Origin of the sequence: Exiguobacterium sp. UBA3968 (genome assembly GCF_002385115.1) — a bacterium.
Classification (GTDB): domain Bacteria; phylum Bacillota; class Bacilli; order Exiguobacteriales; family Exiguobacteriaceae; genus Exiguobacterium_A.
The window spans coordinates 57,005-81,978 of the sequence record NZ_DGCW01000005.1 but is presented as its reverse complement, the minus strand read 5'-3'; the positions used below and the strand labels follow the sequence as shown (position 1 = coordinate 81,978).

General features: G+C 45.2%; 21 protein-coding genes. 2 read left to right on the top strand and 19 right to left on the bottom strand.

The window, feature by feature from the left end; translation table 11 throughout:
* Positions 1–25: 25 nt before the first annotated feature.
* From B3S86_RS02100 to addB, 9 genes are all read right to left on the bottom strand, one after another.
* A complete protein-coding gene (locus tag B3S86_RS02100; RefSeq protein WP_056060016.1) occupies positions 26–859 on the bottom strand; it encodes a phytoene/squalene synthase family protein in 834 nt (277 codons plus the stop codon).
* On the bottom strand, positions 819–2,300 hold the full coding sequence (locus tag B3S86_RS02095; protein WP_035409351.1) for a phytoene desaturase family protein: 1,482 nt from the start codon (positions 2,298–2,300) through the stop codon (positions 819–821). Before B3S86_RS02095 ends, B3S86_RS02100 begins: the two co-directional genes overlap by 41 nt.
* Complete coding sequence (locus B3S86_RS02090; RefSeq protein ID WP_290748678.1) at positions 2,297–3,787, bottom strand: phytoene desaturase family protein; 1,491 nt, start codon at positions 3,785–3,787, stop codon at positions 2,297–2,299. Before B3S86_RS02090 ends, B3S86_RS02095 begins: the two co-directional genes overlap by 4 nt.
* A 106-nt stretch (positions 3,788–3,893) precedes the next feature.
* Positions 3,894–4,892, bottom strand: a complete 999-nt coding sequence (locus tag B3S86_RS02085) for a class I SAM-dependent methyltransferase (RefSeq protein WP_035409355.1) — start codon at positions 4,890–4,892, stop codon at positions 3,894–3,896.
* A 139-nt stretch (positions 4,893–5,031) separates the two neighbouring features.
* On the bottom strand, positions 5,032–5,412 hold the full coding sequence (locus B3S86_RS02080) for a DUF1516 family protein (RefSeq protein ID WP_056060012.1): 381 nt from the start codon (positions 5,410–5,412) through the stop codon (positions 5,032–5,034).
* Positions 5,413–5,496: 84 nt separating this feature from the next.
* Positions 5,497–8,040, bottom strand: coding sequence for a HAMP domain-containing sensor histidine kinase (locus tag B3S86_RS02075; protein WP_290748674.1), 2,544 nt, complete (start codon positions 8,038–8,040; stop codon positions 5,497–5,499).
* On the bottom strand, positions 8,021–8,398 hold the full coding sequence (locus tag B3S86_RS02070) for a response regulator (RefSeq protein ID WP_035409361.1): 378 nt from the start codon (positions 8,396–8,398) through the stop codon (positions 8,021–8,023). Before B3S86_RS02070 ends, B3S86_RS02075 begins: the two co-directional genes overlap by 20 nt.
* A gap of 198 nt (positions 8,399–8,596) precedes the next feature.
* On the bottom strand, positions 8,597–12,148 hold the full coding sequence (gene addA / locus B3S86_RS02065; RefSeq protein ID WP_290748670.1) for a helicase-exonuclease AddAB subunit AddA: 3,552 nt from the start codon (positions 12,146–12,148) through the stop codon (positions 8,597–8,599).
* Positions 12,145–15,576, bottom strand: coding sequence for a helicase-exonuclease AddAB subunit AddB (gene addB, locus B3S86_RS02060; RefSeq protein WP_290748667.1), 3,432 nt, complete (start codon positions 15,574–15,576; stop codon positions 12,145–12,147). Before addB ends, addA begins: the two co-directional genes overlap by 4 nt.
* 138 nt (positions 15,577–15,714) lie before the next feature.
* Here addB and B3S86_RS02055 point away from each other — a divergent pair, with 138 nt between their 5' ends.
* The gene (locus B3S86_RS02055) at positions 15,715–16,092 is read left to right on the top strand and encodes a truncated hemoglobin (RefSeq protein ID WP_231496881.1); all 378 of its coding nucleotides are present in this window, start codon (positions 15,715–15,717) and stop codon (positions 16,090–16,092) included.
* Between the two features lie 60 nt (positions 16,093–16,152).
* Positions 16,153–16,494, top strand: coding sequence for a hypothetical protein (locus tag B3S86_RS02050; protein WP_029340963.1), 342 nt, complete (start codon positions 16,153–16,155; stop codon positions 16,492–16,494).
* Between the two features lie 44 nt (positions 16,495–16,538).
* Here B3S86_RS02050 and B3S86_RS02045 read toward each other — a convergent pair whose 3' ends face one another.
* The 10 genes from B3S86_RS02045 to B3S86_RS02000 all read right to left on the bottom strand — a co-directional run bounded on the left by B3S86_RS02045 (position 16,539) and on the right by B3S86_RS02000 (position 24,877).
* Entirely contained in the window at positions 16,539–16,946 is a 408-nt protein-coding gene (locus B3S86_RS02045; protein ID WP_023467385.1) for a hypothetical protein, read from the bottom strand.
* A gap of 98 nt (positions 16,947–17,044) precedes the next feature.
* Positions 17,045–17,518: a competence protein ComK gene (locus tag B3S86_RS02040; RefSeq protein ID WP_035409368.1), complete on the bottom strand. Its 474-nt coding sequence runs from the start codon at positions 17,516–17,518 to the stop codon at positions 17,045–17,047.
* A 110-nt stretch (positions 17,519–17,628) separates the two neighbouring features.
* Positions 17,629–19,011, bottom strand: coding sequence for a sensor histidine kinase (locus tag B3S86_RS02035; RefSeq protein WP_035409370.1), 1,383 nt, complete (start codon positions 19,009–19,011; stop codon positions 17,629–17,631).
* Entirely contained in the window at positions 19,008–19,670 is a 663-nt protein-coding gene (locus B3S86_RS02030) for a response regulator transcription factor (RefSeq protein ID WP_023467381.1), read from the bottom strand. Before B3S86_RS02030 ends, B3S86_RS02035 begins: the two co-directional genes overlap by 4 nt.
* 134 nt (positions 19,671–19,804) lie before the next feature.
* Positions 19,805–19,960, bottom strand: a complete 156-nt coding sequence (locus tag B3S86_RS02025; RefSeq protein ID WP_290748659.1) for a hypothetical protein — start codon at positions 19,958–19,960, stop codon at positions 19,805–19,807.
* Between the two features lie 96 nt (positions 19,961–20,056).
* Positions 20,057–20,491, bottom strand: a complete 435-nt coding sequence (mgsA, locus tag B3S86_RS02020) for a methylglyoxal synthase (RefSeq protein ID WP_029340960.1) — start codon at positions 20,489–20,491, stop codon at positions 20,057–20,059.
* Positions 20,492–20,557: 66 nt separating this feature from the next.
* A complete protein-coding gene (locus tag B3S86_RS02015) occupies positions 20,558–22,105 on the bottom strand; it encodes a fatty acid--CoA ligase family protein (RefSeq protein ID WP_290748654.1) in 1,548 nt (515 codons plus the stop codon).
* A 124-nt stretch (positions 22,106–22,229) separates the two neighbouring features.
* Positions 22,230–23,117: an SDR family oxidoreductase gene (locus B3S86_RS02010; RefSeq protein WP_290748653.1), complete on the bottom strand. Its 888-nt coding sequence runs from the start codon at positions 23,115–23,117 to the stop codon at positions 22,230–22,232.
* A 50-nt stretch (positions 23,118–23,167) separates the two neighbouring features.
* The gene (locus B3S86_RS02005) at positions 23,168–24,157 is read right to left on the bottom strand and encodes a lipoate--protein ligase (RefSeq protein ID WP_214856732.1); all 990 of its coding nucleotides are present in this window, start codon (positions 24,155–24,157) and stop codon (positions 23,168–23,170) included.
* Positions 24,158–24,196: 39 nt separating this feature from the next.
* Complete coding sequence (locus B3S86_RS02000) at positions 24,197–24,877, bottom strand: DsbA family oxidoreductase (RefSeq protein WP_290748650.1); 681 nt, start codon at positions 24,875–24,877, stop codon at positions 24,197–24,199.
* Between the last annotated feature and the right edge of the window lie 97 nt (positions 24,878–24,974).

Below are 24,974 nucleotides of genomic sequence, written 5' to 3'. Positions count from 1 at the left end.
AAGGTCTTTTTTCTATGGTCTTGTATTAAATCGTTGCGAGCAACTTCATCTTTTGCCAACGGCTGACGTACGCCCGCTTCGTAAAGACGTCGTAATGATTATCCCGTGCCGCATCGAGGATACCACGGTATAAGAAGGCAGCTGCCTTTAAAGCGCGTCTGCTCTCCCGCGGATACCGATCAAACGATGGAATCGCCGCATCATACAGATGCTCTGCTCGAAGTGCAACCTCTTCCCAAAGACCAATGAAGTCTCCTGAAGGGCGACCAGCGAGTAATGACTCCGCTGTGACACCATATGTCTCCATCCATGAATGGGGCAAGTAGATGCGGCCGCGTTTTGCATCTTCTCCGACGTCTCGCAATATATTCGTTAGTTGCATCGCGATTCCAAGATCAATAGCAGATTTACGGAGATCAGGCTGTTGCGGTGCAAGGATGGGCAACAACATCAAACCGACAGTACTCGCTACGTAGTAGCTGTATTGCTCTGTCTCCTCAAGCGTCTGATAACGATTTTTCTCGATGTCCCAACGCATACCTTCCGCGAGTTCGAGAAAGGGTGTCTCATCCATTTCGTAACGTTCAAATACATCTGCTAACGCAATCCATAACGGTTTATTTAGTACTTCACCATTGCGGAATCGTTTGAATTCATTCAAGAAAGCTAGTAGACTCTCTTTCGGCGTATCCGACTCATCGACGGTATCATCGAGGAACCGGCAAAATGTATAAATCGCATAAACAGCTTGTCGATCTGCTTTTGGTAAGAGTGAAAAGGCTTTATAGAACGTTTTAGATCCGGACTGAATGACTTCCTCACATTTGATATACGCGTTCTGGATCGTCACTGAATTCATGTTTCCACCCCATCTCTTGTTCCATTCGGTTTACGAGTATCGTTGCGCCCATCATGACGACTGGTACTCCTCCACACGGATGCACCGATGCACCGACGGCATATAGTCGATCGATATCTGGATATGGTTTTGCCTGTGTCTTTAAGGCAGCTGATTGACGAATCGTCGGAGCAATTCCAAAACTGCCACCTTCGTATAGTCCAAATGCCTGTGCATCATTCGGTGTACGAATCTTCATTTCTTGTATCTTTTCCCGAAATCCCGGATGATGATGCTCGATTTTTTCGAGTACGGTCTCGACGAAGTCTACTTTTTCATAATCTTTCACACCATAGCCACGAGGAGAAGGAATTAATGAATAGACGACGCTATCGTCCGTTCCTGTTAAACTACGATCAATCTGACTCGGATGGAACAGATAGACTGCCGGATGTTCAGGTAATCGTCCTTTTTTAAAGATGTTTGTCATGAGTGGTTCCAAGTCATTCGGCATCAAAAATCGATGCACCGGTAAGTCAACTTTCCCTTTCATCTTGAAATACAGCAATAGCGTCCCGCCTGAAGGAGTATATGTTTTAGGTTGTTTACCTTCCACAAGACGTTCCATTAATGGAAACTCTCCATTTAGTACGATTTGATCGAATGCTTCATGTGTTCCACCTTGTAAGACGATTTCCTTCGCCTGTCCCTGGTCAACGACGACTCGTTCAACGGGTGCCTCGAAGACGAACCGGACACCTCGTTCGACTAATGTGTCATACATGCGTTCAGCAAGTGAGAAATAACCGCCTTTTACATACCAGACACCTTCTGCTTGTTCCCGGTATGGAATCAAACCATAGATGGATGGTGTCGTATACGGATTTCCTCCGATATAAAATGTTGGGAAACTGTATGCCATGCGCAAATATTTACTCTTGAAGTATCGCTTCAAATGATCATGCGCTGTCTCTAAAGCGTGCATCTGTAATAATGGACGCATCATTTCTGGATGCAACAGCTCCGTTTTCCGACGATAACCACGTTCTAAAAATTTCGATACACTCGTCTTATAATCCTTTTCTTTTTGATGCATGAATTCATAAAATCCACGACCTTCGCCGAATTGGCGTTCGATCGCAATGGCTTGGTCCACGACATCAGATACTTTCGTAACGACGGTCCCGTCGTCGAAGTGAAGGTCATACAATGGATCGACGCGTTCGAGTTTTACTCCCGTCACGCCTGCTTCTGCCAACTGCTCTTTCAACTTACCTGGCATCAAGACGATTGTCGGACCTTCATCGATGCGTCCACCGGATTCAAAATCGACGGATCGTAATCGACCACCGACATGCGCTTCTTTTTCAAAAATCGTAATCTCGACTCCCGGATGTCTTGCTGTCAGCAAAAGTGCTGCATGCAGTGTTCCGACGCCTGCTCCTACGAATCCTATTTTCATGTCCGCACCCCTTCTTTTTTGAGCACGAGTTCTGCCGTAATACGCGCGGATTCGAAGATTGTTGGTAAGCCGCTCCCTGGGTGTGTGCCTCCCCCGACAAGATACAAGTGATCCAGCTCTTCAAACTGGTTATGCGGTCGGAAATACATCATCTGTGTCAACTGATGCCCAAGGTTAAACGTCGCTCCTTGATGGATCCCCATCGCTTCCCAATCGTCCGGCGTGAACATCTCTTCGACTTCGATTGCCGCTTCAATCCCTTGATACGGTGAACGCGTTTCAAGCGTATCCAGAACACGTCGACGTAATTTTGGTCCTTCGATCGACCAATCGAGTTCCGAGTAGTTGTTCGGAACCGGAACTAACACATACATGGCGGACTTTCCTTCAGGTGCTAGTGTCGGATCAAGAACGGATGGATTTTGAACATAAAATGAAAAATCATCGGATAATTCTAAAGTCTGCGTCATCTCGCGAACGTTTTTCTCGTAGTCTTCCGCAAAATAAATCGTGTGATGTGGCGCATCGAATGTCCGATTGACGCCAAGATACAACATAAACGTCGAACACGAGAATTTTTTGCGATCAATTTTTGGTCGGGACCATTTTTTCAGTACTCCTTCCGGTACAAGGTGATTCATCGCATGTGCGAAATCAGCACCGACGATGACTTCATCAAATAACTCATGCTGACCTGACTCAAGGATGACCCCTTCGACGACTTTGCCGTTTAAGATCAATTGCTTGATACCTGTACCTAACTGAACCGCTCCACCGAGTTCTTCGATGGCACGTTGCATCGCAAGTGGCACCTGATGCATCCCACCAATCGGATGATGGACACCGTATGCATGTTCCATGTAAGACAAGATGGAGAAACCTCCTGGGCATTCCCAAGCCGACATCCCTAAGTACTTCGCTTGGAACGTAAAGGCATACTTCAGTTCTTCGCTCGTGAAATAGTCGGACAAGACATCATAAAGTGATCGCCCGAGTGAGAGACGCGGAAGTGCTGTTAAGACACGCGGTGACAAGTAGTCCGTTAATCGGTCATGACGTGTCTGTAGAATCGGCATCAACTTACCGAGCTTTAACGCTTGCTCTGCCATGAATCGATCGTACCCTTCCCCATTTCCCGGAAAGTGGCGCTCGATCGTCTCTTTCATCCGGTCCCGATCCGTCGTCATCGTGAACTGTTCTGTTCCACCTTTGAAATAGAGTGTATACATCGGATCAAGTGCCTTTAGATCTAAATAATCTTCTAACCGTAGACCGGCTTCGTGAAAGACGTTTTCTAAAATATGCGGCATATTAAGAAAAGTCGGTCCTCGATCAAATGTGTATTCACCTAGCTTGACGGCAGAAGTTCGTCCACCGACTTGCGGTTGTTTTTCATAAACGGTGACGTCTACTCCTTTTCCTGCTAATAACAAGGCACATGCAAGTCCCCCTGGTCCTGCTCCTATCACTGCTACGCGTCGCTTCACCCAAATCTCTCCTTTTTATCTCTCATCGTTTCAACTATTATACTAAGCACATAGTAAGAGCGACAAATTTGAACTGTCTTCCAACTGTAAAAACGCCAGACTTCGCTTAGGAAGTGGCGTTTGCAGTCACGATATACCAAGCACCTTCTTTTAAGAATGGTGTGATCGAAATATTTCCAAACCCAGCTTTCGATAAATCTTCTTTCAATTCTTCCTGGCTTGGTAATGGATACAAATTCTCATGCAGCGTCATAAAGGCATTGAATGCTGCTGAGAACGGTGCACCATGTGAACTGTCACGAAGTGGAGTGACGAGAATGACTGTTCCATCATCTTTGACGAAACGGCGTACCCCTTTTAGTAAAGCAAGACGTTCCGGTTGTGGGAAGTAATACAAAATATTATTCATCATGACACCATCATACGTTTCTTTTACGTCAAACGTTTTGATGTCTCCGACGACGAAGTCAATCTCTCCACTCGTATCTCGTCGTCTCGCTTCGGCGATGACCGACTCTTCAATATCGATTCCAGCGAGCCGCAATTCAGGTAACGCTTCATGAATTTTGCGAAGATAACCGCCATAGGCACAGCCGATATCGAGCAGTGATGTCAGATTGCGACTTCGAATGATATGACGTACAGCCGGGAAAGCAACGGTCTCGACAAGTGCCGACGTTTCGGCAACGATGTCGCCATGTTCTTCTCCATTAAAGACTTTCTGTTGCCCCTCTTCTAGGAATTGTGGATAAGAGAACAAGGCGGGTAAATGTAGCTCCATCATCTCAGATAACATAAAACCGATACTACGATCGTCTGATTGAGAAAGTTCTGGCAATACATGACGCGTCGCCGTATAACGTAAATCTTTTTTCTTTAAATGACCGACAGCTACGCCAACCTCAAACCAGCGGGATAACGCTTCCTGTGTCAGCGGACGTCGCATCCGTAGTTGCGCTTCCGCCTGCGTCGCTCCCGATTGAAGAGCATCGAATAACCCATATTTATAACCGATGTATCCATGCCAGAGTGGTAACACCGGTTCTGCGCGTTTCATCCATTTCCGTGCCCGGAAGACCTTCGTCCATTCCTTCAACTGTGCCACAAGCGTTCCCCTCTCTACTGTGTAATACATCCCTTTTCCCAAATAACAACCACTTGTAAACAAAAATTACTAGCAGACACGACAAAAAGAGTCCTTTCGACCCAAAAGGTCGAAAAGGACTCTTTGATTTCGCATAAAATCAGAAAAACTTCATACCGTATGGAAGCGAATAGCCAAGGAATACTGTCACAAGGACAAGCACGATGAATCCGATGACGAAACCGGAATAGGCTTTTCCTTTTTTGACACGAACGAGTGTCAATTCTCCGAAGATGAGCGTCAAAAGACCTGCTGTGATCTTCGCATGGTAGAGTGGATCTGGATTTTCAGACACCCCCATGATTTTAATGTACAGGTAAAGACCTGTCGCGAACGTCAATAAAAGCAGAAGACGGAACGCCATATGAATGCCTTTTGCGGCTTTCTTATTGTTCTTGTACATCGAAAACGCGACGAAGAACGTAACCAATAAAAGTACCCAAAGTAAGACGTGTGTGTGAACGAATGCTGTGATTGGCATTTCATTTCCTCCTTTCTTTTCCTATTTCATCGTATCTGATTTCCGTACGAACACCTAGTGTTATTTTGTTGCTATATGATTTTTTCAGGAGATTGTCACATGTGTGGACTGAACGAGTGGGAATTTGACAGTGAAAAGACTCCCTTCTCTTACGACCGATTCCACATGAATTTCTCCCCCATGACCGGTGACGATTTCTTTACAGATGGCTAGACCAAGGCCCGTACCACCGATTTTCCGACTATCCGAGTTATCGACGCGGTAAAACTTTTCGAATAGACGACTGAGTGATTGTTTCGGAATCCCGATTCCCTCATCCCGAACTTGAAGAATGACTTGATCACGTGATGTCGTGAGTACGACATCAATCGCACCACCAGATGGTGAGTATTTCACCGCATTATTCAATAAATTATTGAGTAACTGTCTGATTTTTTCTTCATCTGCTTCAATGACAGGCAACTGATTTCCTTCGTGACGGAACGTAATCCGGTGGGCTTGTGTCGAAGCCGCATAAAAGTGTGTCGTTTCTTCAGCAATCGCATGAATGTTCACAGATGTCTTTTTGTACGATTGTGTACCTGACTCCATGCGCTGGACGTCTAAGAAATCGTTGACGAGATTCGCAAGACGTTCTGTTTCGGAATGGATCGTCCGTAAGTATCGATCTTGGCGCGATTCTTCAATATCTCGATTGAGCATGAGCTCTGTAAAACCATAAATCGAAGAAAGCGGTGTTCGAAGTTCATGAGATACAGTCGAAACGAGTTCTGATTTCAAACGATCCATTTCGGTTTCTTTCGTCACATCCCGCATGACAAGCATCGTTCCTTTATGCACCTGATGAATGTGAATCACCTCGACATAAAATTGAATGAATACCGTTTCGTTTCTAATCGAGAACTGTAGACTATCTGTCGGTAATTCTCCACGAAGAACTGAATCAACATATCGACTGAAGTTTTCCGGTTCATCGACGACGGATTGAATGACTTCTAAGCATGTTTGAAGTGTTTCTTGTTCCGCCTGGACACCATATCGCAGTTCCGGGAATAGATCGTACAGTGGTCGATTGACGAAAACCTCTTCTTTCCCTGGCTCAAGATAGATGACCGCTTCACGAATTGAATCGAGAATCCGTTCCGTTTTCGTTTTTTCTCTCGTCATCTCGTCAAACAAACGCATCCGGAGAAGGGATAACGACAATTGACGAGAGAAGGACATGACATCCCGCATCTGTTCATTCGTAAACTGATCGCGGTAACGGACCAGATAGATATACGCGATGATATCATCTGCGGTTGGATCGAGAATCGGCACAGCCGTTTCATACATATAGTACGGGTACGGTAACGGATGATTGCTCACGACTTGTTTAGAGGAGTGAACTGGTGTCTTGAGTGATTCTGCTCGTTTTAACAGTGACGCATCGTTTTGAAGTAACTGCTCTGCCAGTTCATCCGTCATACCATAGGTGACGACGGAATAACTCTCTTCCTCATCGACGAATACTAATGCACCAATTTCAGAATCCGTGATCGTGACGAGCTTCTCGATGATTTCCGGATAAGCGGTCAACGATTCACGTGCCGCGAGCGTCTCTGTCAGATCATTCCGGTACTGAAGGTGTTGTTCATTGCGCATCGTCAGTTCCAATGCTTCTTCAAGTTCCTGTTGTTGTGCTTGCAATTCTTCTTGCTGCGCTTGTAATTCTTCCTGCTGGGCTTGCAACTCTTCATTTTTTGCCAATAGATGCTGTTTATTCTCAGAAATCGAACTTGCCATCTGATTAAACGATAGTGCTAAAATACCAATCTCATCTTTACGATTCGGTACTTTGACGCTTAAAACATCTTCACCATTCGCAAGCCGTTGACTGTTCTTAACGAGAGACAATAATTCAATCGTGATGCGACGAATGAATGGATAGATGAAGAAGATCAAAACAGCGATCAAAACGACGATATTCGCTAACCAAATCAGTTGCGTCGTTCGGATTTCCTGCTCCAATTGATCACTTGTCCGTTGTGCCCAATCTTCCAAAAATTCACGATAACCGCCGAGTGCCAGTTCACTTTTATTAATCTCTGATAATACATCGATGTTTCCTTGACTATCTAACTGAATCTTTCCTTCAGTTAACAACTTTTGACCGAGTGGCAATTCAGCTAGCGTCGTTCCTTTCAAGAAGGATTCTGTAATATCTCCTGACTCTTTCGCTTTGACATAGGATTGAACAAGCGGCAAGATTGCATCGAAATAGTATTGATATAGTTCTCTCGAGGACTGGGCGAATGCCTTTCCTTGATCGTAGATTGCATTTTTTTCGAACCAATCCGTTTGCTGAGCAATCTTATCTTGTTGAGCCATGACTTGGGTATACAATTCTTCATTTCCCATCAAGGCATAGCCACGCATGTTGAATTGAACATCCTGCCATTCTTCCCATAGAGCCCCTGCGCGTGCACTGCGATCTCGGATGTCTTCTAATTTCTCCCGTGTCGCTTGCAATTTCGTATCCGTGTAGTTGTAGACGATCAATGATGAAATCATCAATGTAGCTAATACGACATAAAAGGATGCCATAAGTTGGCGTCCGATTTTTCGATTAATCCACTTGGTGATCACTCAATATTCCTCCTACTACATCAATCAACTCAAGAGGACTAAAGGGTTTCGAAAAGAAGTAGTTTGCACCGATTTCTTCCGCGCGCTCTCGATCAGATTGTTGACTTTTAGCGGTCAACATCATAATTTTCAAGTGTTGCTTATCTGGATGTTGTCGAACTTTTTCGATGACTTCGATTCCTGTCATCCCAGGCATCATGTAATCCAACAGAACGAGGTCATATTCCGTGTTCATGATTTTTTGATATGCCTCGTCTCCGTCCGTCGCTTCATCAATCGTATATCCTTCATCTTCTAGTGTATCAAGTACCAACATACGTAAGACATCTTCATCTTCTGCTAATAAAATACGTGCCATCTATTAAAACCTCCCAAAATTATCCATCATTAAAGTGACATATCTTCTTTATTTTACACAGTTTTTTCACAATAAGAAACGGAAATCACTCCATACCTTGATTTTATTCCTTTATTCCTCATCCCTCTTTCGAACTATACTAAAACCTCCCTCGCCTCTACCTGAAGTAGGAGGACAAGAGAGGTCTCAGTCGTAAAATTAAACTAAATCAATCGTTTCTCCTAAAGCAAAAGCATAAATGACTTTCCGCGAGATTCGAATATGAAGAATAGCTTCTAATGCTTCTTGGTATAGATTCAATTGAGTCGCATACCGTTCACGTAACACATCAGCAGGTGTCTGTCCGACTTCCGTCGTAACGATTTGATCCGATTTATAGTCGAGTAAGATATATGACTCCCCATCCTGAATCAAGCAGTCGACGATTCCCTGCATGACTGCGTCATCCACTGGACCCGTCCAGTCTTTCCGAAAACGTGATGCTCCGATTTTATACGTAAACGGTAACTCTCGATAGACGTGGTTTGTCCGTAGTCGTTCGCTGAACAATTGTCCGATCTCGGAGTCTAGGAACTCTTGCAACTGTGGTGTTGCTTCCCGCATCGTCGTCGCTTCGATAGGTGTGATTCGTTCCATCGTTTCCCATTGATCGATCTGTTCTGAAATCGCTGTATCCGGTTTGTATAATTGCATCGCTAGGTGTAGGACCGTTCCTCGTTCCGCTCCACTAAGTACAGGTCCAAGGAATTGTGGCGTTCGGTAATACGTCGTCTGGCGATACGTCGTTTCAAATGCTGCGCGTTCCAACTGTTCTGCGCGCTTCAGTTCCGTAACGGTCTGTTTCGCTGCCGTCTCTGTCGCGAGTAGATGCGGATACTGATACGAAAATGCCGATTCAACGATTTCTTTGACGTGCGTATTGACGGGCACATCAATTTTTTCAAGCTTTTGGACGTGTTCGAGTTGCTCCACGAGTGTTGAGATTTCTTGATACGGTGCTAACTCCTCTAAAGACATCATGCGAATCGACCAGTTCGTCTCATCCGGACGTAGTAAACTACTGCGTAAGACTGCCGGAACGACCCATTCCGCATAACTCTTCGCTTGGCGCCGGTCATTTTCAGGTAGTAAGACTTCGTCGAGTGGCGTCATCTGCCAGGCCACCATTTGATCTTCTAAATCCTTGACTGTCCCGACGAGAATTAATTTTTCCTTCGCTCGAGTCATCGCAACATACAAGACGCGCATCTCTTCTGCCTTCATCTCGCGATCCATTTCCCGACGGATGACTTCCTTCAGTAGCGTTCCAGATCGCAAACGACGAATCGGATCAATGGCGTCTAGAGCAATGCCATACGTCTTATGCAACTGAATGGCCTGCATTTGATCCTGTTTGTTGAATTGCTTCGTCAATTGGCTGACAATCGTCACGGGGAACTCGAGTCCTTTCGATTGGTGGATCGTCATGATTCGAACGACGTCCTCGTCTTCTCCAAGCGAACGGGCTTCTGCGAAGTCTTCTCCTCGTTCGATCAACCGATTGATCAGGCGTAGAAAACGATATAGCCCACGATAACCGGACGTCTCATATTGCTTTGCCCGCTCATATAAGGCATTTAAGTTAGCTTGACGACTTCTGCCTCCAGCGAGACAGCCGACATACTCAAAATAGCCAGTCTGATCAAACAATGATCGAATGAAGGCAGGAAGCGCACTCCCACGTGCTTCGGTTCGCCATGCTTGAATCTGACGGATGATCTCGTCTATTCGAATACCAAGTGCTGATTCCTCTGTCGCCATCGCGAGTGCCGCCTCATAAAAGCTTCCTTCTTTTTGTTTTGCTCGAATCCGCCCTAGATCACGGTCCGCCACACCGAAAATCGGCGATCGTAACAGACTGGCGAACGGGATATCTTGAAGTGGATTATCGATTGTCTTGAGTAACGCCATCATGATTTGAATTTCCGTCGCTTGGAAATATCCGCCCGTCGTATCTGCATAGACCGGAATCTCATACTGTTCGAGTACTTCAACGAGTGCCTGAACACGCTTGCCGCGCGAACGGGCCAAGACGACGATGTCACGGTATTCGCATGTCCGGAATCGGTTCGATTTCGCATCGTAAATCAGATGTGGATGTCTAGAGTCGACGAGTTCTAGAATTCGTGTTGCAATCGCTCGTGCTTCAACTTCTTCTTTTTCACTATCAAGTGGATCAATCAAGAGTAATTCAGGGTCGACTTGCTCTGATTCTAAATAACTTAAATTACCGAGTCGAAGGTGCGCCGCTTCATCGTAATCAATTTCTCCGACTGTCTCATCCATGACTTGGCGGAAGATTTGATTCGTTCCATCCAACACCTCGAGGCGACTGCGGAAGTTCTTTGTTAAATCGATGCGTGTTCCGACGTCGGTCTGCTGGAATCGTTTGAATTTCTCCAGGAACAATCCTGGTTCTGCATGTCGAAATTTGTAAATAGACTGTTTGACATCACCGACCATGAATAGATTCCCTGTTGCCTCGTCCGTTTTCGAAACCAGTTGAATGATGCGTTCCTGGACTTCATTCGTATCTTGGTATTCGTCGACCAGTACCTCAACGAAGCGTTCCTTTAGAAGTTTTGCCACATCCGACGGTTGTCCCTCTTCCGTCAAGATCTCTAATGCAAAATGTTCAAGATCCGAAAAATCAACAATTCCACGTTGTTGTTTCGCTTCGAGATAATCATTTGCGAATTGACGCACGAGTGTAACAATCGTTTCTACATGTCGGAGCTGTGATCGTAAATCCTCCAAGTAATCGACACCTGTTTTTTGGACAAACAGTTCTTTCATTTTCTTGAATTCTGCAACGAGTCGTGTCCGCTCTGTCTGGAACGGTTTGATGCCTTCATCTCCGCGCGGACTTTTCCAACGACCGAATTCTACTGCTTGAAACGCAAGAGCAACCATCGACCATTGCCGTACTGACGTTTCAAGTACTCCAAAAGGAGCGATATCCTGTCGCATCATCTGTCCCATTTCCGTATATCCGGACTGTTCCAATTCAAAAGCAAGTTCTCGATAACGTCCTAGTAGATTCGACAACGTCTCCCATTCCAGTTCGACCAATCGTTGCATGAGCGGAGACTCATCCGGATCGATTGGTTGATCGTACTGATTGATTAAATGCGCATAAAACGCTTCCGGATCAGGTAAGGATCGAGAAAAACGGTAGAGATTTGAAATCAGCGAAAGCATCGCTTGATCGTCCCGATCTGATGTATAACTATCGATCAAATCATAGAATCCCGGATCCTCAGAGGCATAGAACGACTCAAAGACCGCTTCTAAGACATCATCTTGCAGTAATAACAGTTCAGATTCGTCAGCAATCCGAAACGCCGGATCCAAACCGATCCGGTAATAATTCTCACGTAGAATCGATAGACAGAATGAATGGATCGTCGTAATTTGTGCCCGGTTCATTAATTGACGTTGTTTTTTTAGATACAGATCATCCGGTGCCTCTTTGATACGCTGATCCATGACCTCAATGACTCGCGTTTTCATCTCACGCGCTGCTGCATTCGTAAAGGTAGCAACAAGAATCCGATCCGCCGACAACTCATCTTCGGGATCGATCAATCGTTGCGTCAGCCGTTCGACGAGGACAGCTGTTTTCCCTGATCCAGCAGCTGCTGAGACTAAGATATGTCCTCCCCTTGCTGAAATGGCTTGTTGTTGTTCTTCCGTCCAACGCACGCTCATTCTTCATCCTCCTTCAATCGTTCCAGTACCTCTTTTTCAGACATCGGTTTTAATGGACGATATTGATTTCCGAGTGATTCATCGAATTGACAGACTGAACGATATTCGCAGAAATTACACGGTGTTCGTTCCTGATAATCGAATGGATTGATTGCAATATCCCCATCATAGATATCTTGACTGCTGTCTTTTAATGCCTCCCACGCATGATCCATCAGTGCCGATAAATCTGCCTCTTGTACAACACCCTTCGTCTGTGATTTATGCAGTCCATTTTTCGTGAAGGTCACTTTGACGAGTGGGGATTTTTTTCGTTCATCGTATGCAATATGATCCATCGCTCGCAGTACCTCATCATTCTCGAGAATGACGCCTTGCATCTGATAGGACTCGAGTAATAGTCGATTACGTTCTGCTTCATCAGCAGATAAATCGCCTCTTAGCATCGGATTTTTAACATGGAAATACAGCGCACCAGCAGGTTTTGCCTGCTGTTGATACAGCAGCTCTGACTGTTCCACGACTGTTTTCAAATACAGCAACATCTGTATGGCGAGTCCGTAATAGATTTCCGCAAAATCCAGTCCTCGTGCACTCGACTTATAATCTATGATACGGACGTATAACTGGTCACCGATCATCGCCTGATCAATACGGTCAATGCGTCCTGTGAATTCAATTTCCGTTCCGTCTGGTAGCGTAAAGCGTAAAGGTGGAAACGTCGCATTCCCAAAACTGATTTCAAATAGATCTGGTTCAAAATCCGTTCGCTTCGCCTGCTCTACGAGCATCTTAGCGGTCTGTTCGACGACATCCGTCAACTTTTTCTTGATATAACCAAATCGACTCGAGCTCATCAAAATTGCATTCTGGATTTCTGGTGTCACCTTTTCAACAGCTTCCTTCGCAAGTTCTCCACATGTCTCACTATCGAGCTCGCGCCAGTGACGTCCTGAAGCTTTGATACTGAGCGACAGATCATTTAATGCGCCGTGGAACAGATTTCCGATGTCCGGCGCTTCGAATTTATAGAGCTTTCGCTCGCGTAAACGAAGTCCATACCGAGCAAAATGTTTATACGAGCAAGCATTATACGTTTCAAAACGCGAAACGCTCGCTTGCAGAGACTCGCCATATAAGCGATGCGCCAACCCTTCCGGTAACGCTTCCGCTTGATTTTGATAGAACAAGGCACTTGAGAATAGACCCATTCGTTCGCGCCCTTGTCCGTTTTCAAGAAGTGAATTATATACTTGAAACCAAATTGGCTGAATCGGATAACGTCGTTGTAAACGGCGGAGTTCAATCGCCGTCGCTGCTGCCGCGCGATCGGGACTCGTCACGAAATCGAGTTGTTCTTGCGGTGCATGTTCGCCAGCCTCCGCAAACTGTGTTTTGATCGGACGATCAAGCAACAGTTGCCGCTTCAATTGTTTCGTGATTGCCGCCGGCTGCAACGCCTTTCCTTCTTCATCGACAAGCGCATAACTGACATACAATGCTTCACTTGGAGCCATCATCCCTTGATACAGATAAAATAGTTCATCATCAAACACATCGAGGGACGCTTTTCCGACCGGAATACCATGTTCATGTAAAAAGTCATGATCATTTTCGGACAGTAACTTCGATTGATCTTGGACGAACGGAATCAGACCATCATTCGCTCCCAGTAAAAAGACGACTTTCACTCGTTGCAATCGTCCACGCACATAATCCGTCGCAATGACTTGATCAAGCGATGGGGGGACAAGTGCAAAACGCAGACTCTCAAGTCCTGTCTCGACCATTTGGACGAACAAGTCCGTTGATAAAGTATGCTCAGGCGCAGCAGCTTCTAGCTGTTCGAATAGGTGAAGAATCGCTTCATACACTTGATCATGTTCCCGAGCAGCAAGTAACTGATCTTGCTCTAATGCTTGCTTGCGCCATTCCATTAAATGTTCTGCAATTTTTTGTTCTTCGAGGAATTGATAAAGACCTTTCGTATACGCGCTCATCGTCTTTGCCTGCTTTAACCGACGGTGTAACGGTTCAATCAAGTCGACGACGAACGTACGGAGATGATTCAATTCCTCTTCTTGCGCGATTTCCTCTTCCGTTAAGCGAACTTCCTCTGCTAAGCGTCGCTTTAATTGCCACGGTTGTTGCCACATCGACCCTTTGATGCCGCGTTCGAGCACGAACGTCTCGAAACGATCGAGCGCTAGACGCGCATCTTCTGCTGGAATCGGTAAGAGCTCCGTCTTCAGTAAACGAAAGACTGTTTCTTCCCGATAACCCGATGTCACGATGTCTAAAGCAGATTGAATCAAGTCAACGAGCGGATGATGGATCATCGACTCACGTTGATCCAAGAAATACGGAACATCATACATGTGGAAGGCTCGTTCCAAGTGATCCGCATACGGTTCAAGATGTCGTACGACGAATGCCATTTCATGAAATCGATACCCTTTTTGTCGAACAAGTTGAATCGCTTTCCGCACGGCTGATTCTGCTTCGACTTGCCGGTTGACTGCAGCTGTCATCTGAAAGCCGTCAACGTCATGATCGACAGATGGATAACCTGGCTTTAACAAGGCCTGCTCTAAATGCCGTAGCCCTTCTGATTGAAATTTGATTGGCTGTTCATACAAGATTTCTTCGTACGGAATCGATTGTTCCTGCATTTGCCCGATCAACTGCATGTAGCAACGCTGGGACACACCAAAAGACGTTTGTTTTGCATAAGGATCCGCCGCGTCCATTGTAAAACTAATATGCATTTCAGCCACTTGTTGCATCAAGGCAAGCAGTACTTGTTGTTCCTGAAGCGAAAACTCATAAAATCCGTCGACGATGATCGTCGCTTGATCCAGTCGCGCTTTCGGAAGCAACTCAAGTAACGTCGTATAATAATCATCCGCATGGAGTGCCTTATCGACGATTCGTTCCGCAAAGCGCTCATAAATCAACGCAAGGTCGTTCAATTTTGGTGACCGTTCGAGAGACCGATCACTCACTTGACGCAACATATCTGGCTCGATCAATGAGCGTTTAAACGACGCGATGAGTTCATCAAGTCCTTGGAAAAATCCTGGCATATTTTTCGTACGCTTAAAAATCTTTAACTCGTCTTCTGATTCCTCGACGACCTGTCGGAGTAATAATTGTGTTCCTGTCTCATCGAGAAATGGAATTGCTTGATTTCCGTAATCGCGTAAAATATGAAACGCAAAGCGCCGTAAACTCATGACTTCGAGACGAACAAGACCTGCTATCCGTTCATCTGTCGCAATCCGACGCTCCATTTCAAATGACATCTGATCCGGAACGATGAAATACATCTTCTCGCCTAGTGGTCGTTGCTCGAGTTCTTGTACGACGCGCTCAATCAATTGTGTCGTTTTCCCACTACCAGCACGACCAATGTGCATATGGTTCATCAAGAAAACCTCCTCTACGTTTTTATGTATCATTATTATCGCACAAATAAGAACAAATGTACTGTTTTCGACGCATGTCTTTTCGATATGGATTTGCTATAATCAGAACACATCCTAATGTAAGGCAGGTGATGATTTTTGTCGCTCTATGAAATGCTTGGAGGCGAGCAAGTACTCACCTCTTTGATTCATTCGTTCTATCATCAAGTCTACCATGATTCCTTATTGCGTCCGTTATTCCCTGATGATCGACACCGTGTCGAACAGGCACAATTCGCCTTCTTGACCCAAATGACAGGAGGTCCACGCGATCCGAATCAACCGCCGACGAGTTTAGCGATGATTCACCGGCTATTGCCGATTCAAAAAGAGCATGCCATCCGTTGGTTGGAACTGATGGAAATAGCTTCTCTTGATACGATTCCAAATGAAGAAGCGCGACTCCAACTCCTCGAGCGATTACGGATTGGCGCAACGAATGTCTTACGTGTTTGCGAAGCACACCAGATGGACTGAGGGATTTTTCTTTCTCATCTGTCCATTTCCATGTAAAATAATAAATGGAGGCGATATAACATGACGGAAGAACAAGAACAACGACCGGAACTCGTAAAGAATGCGATTGAGCAAGCAGAAGCATCGACGAACGAGGACGATACACTCGAAGAAGAACAAACCGAAGAACAAAAAAAATTGGACCATATCAAAGGTCTCGTCACCCTTGAACGCGGTTCTGATTACTACCGTGTCGTTTTTTATGACGATCATAAACACTTGATTTTCAAGGAACTCGATTACGACCGTGTCGACTTTGTAGGTCGGTTCTACAATGATAGCTTTGATCCAACGAACTTGACGGAACTAGAAGAAATCGCAGACAAAGCACTTTCGACTTCTTTACGGAAACGATTCCTTTAAGACATAAAAGAAGCCGTCCTCCCAACTGGAGAACGGCTTCTTTTTTATTGATCGGATTGTTTTTTCTTCCGACGAAGGACATAGGCAAGAACGCCACCTGCGACAGCGATTCCTGTTGCCGCCAAGATTGGAAGTAAGACTTTTTTATTAGATGCTAGTTTTTGTTTGACTTGTTCAAGTCGCGATTCATTCGTCTCTTTTAAGGCGATCGATGTTCGACGATTCATCGTGACATGCTTCGCAGCATCCGTCACAACGATTCGTTTCGTGACCCAACGGCGATTTCCGGCATCATCGACGACTAGTTGTCGCGCGCGTTTGATTCCTTTGATTCGTTTACCCGGTGTATTTTCCGGACGCACGATGCGGGAACTGATAAAGCGTCTGCCTCCAGTCGCACCAAATCCAGGCTGCAATTTTCGGCGATTTAACCATTCATATGATTCATTCATCGTGTCGCGGTAAAAGTTACCGCTTCACCTCCCTATGATTTCTCTCTCTACTTCTTTCTCCTTACATAAGTAAGATTCCTGTTATGTGTTTCCACTTTTCATCGATTCTTAAACTCCGGCAATTGGAAGCGCCGTTGCATTTCATACGCCAGTTCCAACGTTTTGATTCGTTGCCGTTCGATGCTGTATGCGGATGCGTCCGTATCAATACATTGACCTGTCTGAAACTCTACCTGTACTTTTCCAGACTTTTTTTGAACAGTCTTCATTTGCTTGAAATTGATCCAAATGCATTCCGCCTTTTCTTTTGCGGTCGTCGGAAAAAATATCGTTTGTGCCTGCCAATCTACTAAAACAGGTGTCTTTCGGTTCGGACCAAGAATATGTCGCGCTGCTTCGATCCGTCCACGCATCGATGAACCAAAATATAAACAGGATTCTTCAATCAACTTAATCGGATGACCCTCTAAAATACTTTCCGAATGCTCCTTGATGACAAGTGTCTGTGGTTCACCATATTGACCATATCGTGGAATCAAAGCTAACGTTTCTTCCGTAACTGGGTATGACATCTCCTTCACTCCCTTCCTGAATTATATTGGTTATATCAAACTTCCTTCTACTCTGCATGAGTATACCAATTATTTCCTAATGAAAAAAACGAGATCCTAGGATCCCGTTTTTAAAATTCTTCTGGCTTTTTTTCCTCTTGTTCAATAAAGTGACGTGGGAAATTAAAAATCACACAAACTTTCCCGACTCCATTTCCCGCAGGGCGATTCTCAATTGCTACCGTACCATCATGACGCTCAACGATCCTTTTGACAATGTAAAGACCAAGCCCAAACTTTCCTTCTTTGCCCCGTGAAAATTGATGAAACAAGGGCGAAGAGTCATCAAGTGGCGGTCCATCATTTTCAATTTCGATATGAACCTGATCCGCTGTCCCAGACAGTCGGATGTCAATTTGTGTTTCAGCATAACGAATCGCGTTGTCCATGACGTTTTCGAGTGCAACTCGTAATTGTTCCCCTTCACCAAGGACGATTCCCGCTTCTCCACTAACATGCCATTCGAGTGACTTCGTTCCAGAAAAACGATTTTTCAGCAGGTGTATCATCCGATCGATATCGACATTATCCCACGTCGAACGATCGAGCTCGAAATAGTCGAGCTTCGTGACGTAAAGAAGAGCCGCCACTTTTTTCTCTAATCGTTCCGCTTCCTCATCAATGACCGATACGGAGCCGGTTAAATCACCATCTGGATAGATCCCATCTGAAATGGACTGAGCATAACTTCGAATGACCATGATTGGCGTCTTCAAATCATGTGAAATATTTTGAAGCAACGATTTTTGTGCCTTATCCTGCTTTTCAAGATCCATCCGCATCGCATCGACGGACCGTGCCAGTCGACCGATTTCATCCCCACGATCGAGCGGAAGTGGTGTATCCCACTTTTGAGCCGCGATTTTCCCGACTGCTCTTTCGATTTCGACGAGCGGATGTGTTAGACGACGCGCCAACCAGAAGGCAATGAATAACGTAAAGATACTACCGATGATGACGACGAAGCCGATTTTTGAAAACAGTTGTGTAATCAGTTCTTGTCGATAAGCATCCCAGACGTAAGAGACACGATAGTAGGTTTCGCCGCTCTCTTCCATTTTACGAATACTATAATAAACGTCTTCTTTATCAAGACGCGTCGTATACTTTGCCGTAACTGTTTTTTGATCAATTGCATCACGGTACATCTGATTGATCAGTTGTTGCGGTGCCCCACCATAATAAAGTTTTCCGTTCTTAGATAGCAATAGGATATTAACTGATCGAGATTCTTGTTTTCGACGATCGAATTCAATCGGATTATCTTGTAGCATCTCGATGACAGAGGCATCCTTCGAGAAGAAGACCTCACTATTCTCAAGCGTCGAATAGACCTGTTCATCGATGAAATTTCCGATCGATGAGCGGATGACAAGGAGAATGACTGCAGATAATGTGACGATGACGAGCAGAAACATCGCCCAAATCTGAAATCCGAGACTGCGATTTTTCATGCAGACACCAAGCGATAGCCAATACCATAGATCGTTTCGAGTTCCAGTTTCGATAATTTTTTACGGACACGACGGACAAGATCATCGACGACGCGGTCCGAACCGAAATAATCGTCACCCCAGACACTGACGAGAATCTGCTCGCGAGACATCGGCGTCCCGATTTGTGTCGCAAATAAAATCAGTAGATCATACTCTTTTGAGGTTAGATCAATTTCTTGACCGTTCTCCTCGATGATTCGTTTCTCAGGATAAATCATATAATCGCCGTATTGAATGACTCCACTTTTCGGTGTCGCATACGTACGTGCTAAGATTTTTTTGACACGAATGACCAGTTCGCGCGGAAGGAACGGCTTCGCAATATAATCGTCCGATCCCATCTCAAGACCAATGATCTTATCGATATCCTCATCACGCGCCGAAATGAAAATGACGGGTGTCGTTTCATCATGCGCCTTGATTCGCTTAATCAATTGAAAACCATCCATATCCGGTAGCATGATATCTAAAATCCACAAATCTGGCTTCTCTACGATCGCAGAAGCAGCTGCCTCACCAGATGTAAACGATTTAACCTGCCAACCTTCTTGTTCCAAGTACTTTACGAGTACACGATTCAAGTTCACTTCATCATCAACCAAATAGATTGTATGCATGGCTCTCACTCCTCGACTAATGTGCTTTGTTTCAGTGTATCAAAGGAATTCCGCAAAATTATGGGAGAGTGGATAATAATTCAAAAAAACCTTTCTTTTCAAAAGAAAAGAAAGGCGAAGTCATAAATTTTCTATTATTTGACGAGACGGAGCGCTGGATACGCTACTTGCTTGTTCTTTGAAGTCGCAGGTGCCACCTGTTGAAGTCGTTCCATTTTCACGACGTGCGTCAAAAATCCAACGCCGCCTCCTAGCAATACTGTTACACCCGTCATTAATAGAATTTCCATTTTCTTCGCCACCTTTTCCATCGCAATTGATAATCAGTATCATCCTCAAACTGACTATAGCATGCTTAAACGAAAATGAGAAGCGTTCTCACAAAATTAATCATCTAAAAACTTTTTTTGTTCTAGTTCATGACGTTTTCGAATGATTTCCTTCCAATCGAATTGTCCTTGTTCAAGTCCATTGATTAAAATTTCGGCAGTTCCGACATTCGTTGCGAGCGGCAGATCGTACACATCGCATAATCGAATGAGTGCGGAGACGTCCGGTTCATGCGGTTGCGCCGTTAGCGGATCGCGTAAAAAAATCACGATATCGATCTTTCCTTGCGCCACGAGGGCTCCGATTTCTTGATCACCGCCGAGTGGTCCAGATTTACAGCGATGAACATGTAAATCTGTCGCTTCCATGATCCGTTGCCCGGTCGTTCCTGTCGCATACAATGTATTTTTCTTGAAGAATGCAGCATAAGCTCGTGTAAACCCCATCATCTCATCTTTTTTTTCATCATGTGCGATCAATGCGATATTCATTCGTATCCCCTCCTTCTTGTCTATGCACAGAAAAAGAACTTCAGAAACCTGAAGTTCTTGAAACACTCATGAATTCGTCGGTTGCTTCTTCAACACGGTCCGTAAAATCTTTCCGGTCGTATTACGAGGTAATCGATCGATGAACTCAATCTGTGTCGGACATTTGTATTTCGCGAGTGATGTGCCACAGAATGTCCGCGCCTCCTCTTCTGTCATCGTCTCACGGACAACGACGAATGCTTTGACAGCTTCGCCCATCTCCTCGTCCGGTATGCCGATAACAGCGGCTTCAATGATATTTGGATGCTGATAGAGCACTTCTTCGACTTCACGTGGGTAGACGTTATAGCCACCGACGATGATCATATCTTTTTTGCGATCGACGATATAGAAATAACCATCTTCATCACGACGAGCCAAATCACCCGTATATAACCAGCCATCGCGTAACGTCGCTTGCGACTCTTCTGGCATCTTGTAATAACCCGTCATGACGTTTGGTCCACGAACAATCAATTCTCCGACCTGACCATCTGGTAATTCCTGTCCGAGTTCATCGACAACTTTGTTTTCAACATCGACGATCGATGTACCGATCGAGCCTGGTTTCTGAACACCATCGACCGGATTGAAACAAGTGACGGGCGATGCTTCCGATAAACCGTATCCTTCGAGGATATGACACTGGAATGTCTGATCAAACGCTTCAAGGAGTGGTACTGGAAGACTAGCTCCTCCTGAGACGAATAGACGGGTTGACTCAAAATAGGTCGCGTATTCCGGATGTGCCTTCACGGTTTGCAGTAAGAAATTATACATCGTTGGCACGCCTGCAAAAATCGTCACCTGTTCTTTTTTCGCTAACTCAAACGTCTCTTGTGGTGAAAACCGTGAAGCAATGATGATTGAGGCTCCATGTGCGAGCGAAGCATTGATGACGACTGTCAAACAAAAGACATGGAACATTGGTAATACGGCAAGTGTCCGGTCTTTACTTGATACGTGTAGATAATCTCCGATTGAGCGCGCATTTGACGTCAGATTACGATGCGATAACATCGCACCTTTTGGTTTTCCTGTCGTCCCACTCGTATAGAGAATGACGGCGATGTCGTCCAGTTCATTCGTCACGTCTGTCAATGGATGTTCGATTTCGAGCCAGCGATCGAGCGTGATGAACGTCACTTGTTGATGTGTTTCGTTCGGTCCTTCTTGATCCGCGTAAGGAACAGAGACGACAATCTTGAGATTCGGTAAATGCACGAGACGATCTTTTGCAGCTTCGACGAGCGGTGCAATCCCCAAAATCCCCTTCACATCACCGTTCATCAGGATATACCCGATTTCATCCGGTGTATATGTAGGGTTGATCGGGATCGCGATTGCCCCTTGTTTCATGATGGCGTAATATGCCACTAGGAACGCTGGGCTATTCCCTAAAATCAGCGCGACATGATCGCCTTTTCGAATCCCGTTCGCTTCGAGCGCACCGGCTGCCCGGTGAAACTTCTCGACGAACTCACGATAGCTGACTTGCGTGTCCTCAAACACATACGCCGTTGTGTCCGGATGTCTTCGAGCTGTCTCCTCAACGGATTGAATCAATCCAAGCATGAGCAAAATTCCCCTTTCGAATGAATGACTATTCATTTTTTACGTAAAAAAAATCCATACGTAGTCAAAAGCGACCGTATGGATAGTGTAACACTTTTTGGAAACGTTTTCACCGAGTTTCTTTTTAACCGTTAACGATGACACCACCATTTAAGTGAAGGACCTGTCCTGTCATATAACTTGAATCGTTACAGGCGAGGAAGACATAAGCAGATGCCATCTCGGCCGGTTGCCCTGGGCGATCCATAGGTGTATTCTTACCGAACGTCTTGACTGATTCATCCGGGAACGTCTCCGTGATGAGTGGTGTCCAAATTGGACCAGGCGCGACGGCGTTGACACGAATTCCCTCTTTTGCCAGATTCATTGAAAGACTCCGCGTGAAGCTAACGATTGCTCCTTTAGTAGCGGAGTAGTCGATCAATAATGCGTTCCCCTCGTATGCTGTCGAAGATGTTGTATTGATGATGGCAGAACCAAGTGAAAGGTGCGGTAGTGCGGCACGGGCAAGACGCATCATTCCGAAGATATTTGTCTTGAACGTCTTCTCCATCGACTCATCCGTGATATCCTTCAGACTATCTTCTGGTTTTTGCATACTTGCATTGTTGACGACGATATCTAAGCGACCGAAATGGTCGATCGTTTTTTGAACAAGTGTTTCACAGTAGTCTGCGTCCCCAATATCTCCTTTAGAAAGTAGGACTTCGCCTCCTAATTCTTCAAGACGCGCCTTCGTTTCTTCTGCTCCATCTTGATCGCCATAGAAAGCAATGACGACCTTTGCCCCTTCACGGACATAAGCAATCGAGACAGCACGACCAATTCCAGAATTGCCGCCTGTGACGATTGCGACCTTTCCTTCAAGCTTACCTGCTGCCTTATAATCATCACGCTCATAATAAGGTAACGGTTGTTCGTCCTCCGTCTTCGGTAATTGTTTTGAAATCTGTTCAAAATCGATAAAGTCCGTCAACGAACCTTCTAAAAAGTTATCTTTATTATAGTCCATGAAAAAAACTCCCCCTATGCTGTTGATAGAAGGAGTTTTCCCATAAAGACTTACGCTAAAACGTCTAGCACCTCATCAAGTTCGACGGCGCCGAAATATTTTTTCAATTCGTACCGACCGAGCACTTCGCGAAGAGACGCGCGATCATAACGTGTACCTTCAAGCGCCCGTGCGATTTCTTCCGCGTCCTCGACGCCAAAGAAGTCACCGTAAATCTTCGCTTCTTCAATGATGCCTTTTTTGACATTCAATCGGAAGTCAATCGTTCCGATCGGGAAACGTTTTTTTTGAATGACATCGAATTTCGGTGATTTTCCGAAATTCCATTCCCAGTTGCCATAACGTTCTGCCGAGATGGCACGTACTTTATCCCAGTCTTCTTCAGTTAAGATATACCGTTCAATCTCTTTCCCTTCATAGATCGAGGCAAGGAGATGATCGACGAATTGTTCCATCGTCAACGGTTCTGTCAGGAATTCCGAGATGTTTGCGACACGACTCCGAACCGATTTAATGCCTTTGGAACGCATCTTCTCTTCACTGACGACAAGCGCATTGACGACTTCTTCGATGTTCGAATCGAGCATCAGCGTACCATGACTAAACATCCGTCCTTTTGTCGTGAACTGGGCATTCCCGCTGATTTTCCGGCTTCCGACATGAATATCGTTTCGTCCAGATAATTCCGCTTCGACACCGAGTTTATGCAGCGCTTGCACGACCGGCTCCGTGAACTTTTTATAGTTGTTGAACGAATCACCGTCATCTTTCGTCAAGAAACTGAAGTTCAAGTTTCCTTCATCATGATAAACAGCGCCACCGCCGGAAAGACGACGGACGACGTGGATGCCGTTTTCCTCGACATACTTCAAATTAACTTCTTCATTCGTGTTCTGGTTTTTTCCGACGATGATGGATGGACCGTTGATATAAAACAAGAAATAGTCTTCTTCATTGACGTTCAGGTTGTTCAAGATGAATTCTTCGACAGCGAGATTGATTCGCGCATCGCGAATCTCAGGATGGAAGATGAATTTCATAAGGGTTTCGTGCTCCTTTGTGATGGAATCATAATGTGATCAGTTACAGCCGTCGACACCACACGCATCACCTTCAGCGATGATTTCAAGTGTTTGTTCTTGGCGGATCTTCGTGAAGACTTGTTCGAATGCTTCTACTGGTTGTGCGCCGGAAATAGCATATTTTCGGTCGAAGACGAAGAACGGTACACCACGAACACCAAGTTGTTGTGCCATCGCCTCTTCTTCTCGAACATCTGTCGCCAGTTCTTTTGATGCGAGAAACGCTGTGACATCTGCTTCAGCAAGTCCTGCTTCTACTGCGATCCGCGTCAGAATGGTTGGGTCATTCAAATCTTCTCCATTCATGAAATAAGCTGTGAACAAAGCTTCCGATACTGCATTCATCTTACCATGTTTTTTTGCAAATTGAGTCAGGCGATGAGCCTCGAATGTATTGGCTGGGATGACACGATCCATCTCGTAGTGCAAGCCTTCCTGACGTGCCGTATCAACGACACCTTGCGACATATTCCGTGCTTGTTCGAGAGTCGTCCCATATTTCGAAGCAAGAATTTCGTATAACCCTTGCGTCGGCACTGCTGGTGCATCTGGGTCAAGTTCAAAGCTTTTGAATTCGACCTCAACATCCAACTTTTCGTTCGCAATTGCTTGTTCTAAACGACGCTTCCCAATATAACAAAACGGACATGCATAATCCGACCATACTTCTACTTTCATCTGTGTTCTCTCCTTTTGTGCAGTTTCATACATTAAGCATAGTCGCCTCTAGACAGAGTTGCAATCTTTCCGCCCAGGTCGATTCGAATATGTGCGA

Coding starts and splice junctions, on each gene's coding strand:
- B3S86_RS02025 (WP_290748659.1), bottom strand. CDS start 19,960: ATGGAAATTCTATTAATGACGGGTGTAACAGTATTGCTAGGAGGCGGC.
- mgsA (WP_029340960.1), bottom strand. CDS start 20,491: ATGAATATCGCATTGATCGCACATGATGAAAAAAAAGATGAGATGATG.
- B3S86_RS02095 (WP_035409351.1), bottom strand. CDS start 2,300: ATGAAAATAGGATTCGTAGGAGCAGGCGTCGGAACACTGCATGCAGCA.
- addB (WP_290748667.1), bottom strand. CDS start 15,576: ATGAACCATATGCACATTGGTCGTGCTGGTAGTGGGAAAACGACACAA.
- addA (WP_290748670.1), bottom strand. CDS start 12,148: ATGAGCGTGCGTTGGACGGAAGAACAACAACAAGCCATTTCAGCAAGG.
- B3S86_RS02080 (WP_056060012.1), bottom strand. CDS start 5,412: ATGCCAATCACAGCATTCGTTCACACACACGTCTTACTTTGGGTACTT.
- B3S86_RS02010 (WP_290748653.1), bottom strand. CDS start 23,117: ATGGACTATAATAAAGATAACTTTTTAGAAGGTTCGTTGACGGACTTT.
- B3S86_RS02005 (WP_214856732.1), bottom strand. CDS start 24,157: ATGAAATTCATCTTCCATCCTGAGATTCGCGATGCGCGAATCAATCTC.
- B3S86_RS02035 (WP_035409370.1), bottom strand. CDS start 19,011: ATGAAAAATCGCAGTCTCGGATTTCAGATTTGGGCGATGTTTCTGCTC.
- B3S86_RS02030 (WP_023467381.1), bottom strand. CDS start 19,670: ATGCATACAATCTATTTGGTTGATGATGAAGTGAACTTGAATCGTGTA.
- B3S86_RS02045 (WP_023467385.1), bottom strand. CDS start 16,946: ATGAATGAATCATATGAATGGTTAAATCGCCGAAAATTGCAGCCTGGA.
- B3S86_RS02000 (WP_290748650.1), bottom strand. CDS start 24,877: ATGAAAGTAGAAGTATGGTCGGATTATGCATGTCCGTTTTGTTATATT.
- B3S86_RS02050 (WP_029340963.1), top strand. CDS start 16,153: ATGACGGAAGAACAAGAACAACGACCGGAACTCGTAAAGAATGCGATT.
- B3S86_RS02070 (WP_035409361.1), bottom strand. CDS start 8,398: ATGGCACGTATTTTATTAGCAGAAGATGAAGATGTCTTACGTATGTTG.
- B3S86_RS02015 (WP_290748654.1), bottom strand. CDS start 22,105: ATGCTTGGATTGATTCAATCCGTTGAGGAGACAGCTCGAAGACATCCG.
- B3S86_RS02040 (WP_035409368.1), bottom strand. CDS start 17,518: ATGTCATACCCAGTTACGGAAGAAACGTTAGCTTTGATTCCACGATAT.
- B3S86_RS02100 (WP_056060016.1), bottom strand. CDS start 859: ATGAATTCAGTGACGATCCAGAACGCGTATATCAAATGTGAGGAAGTC.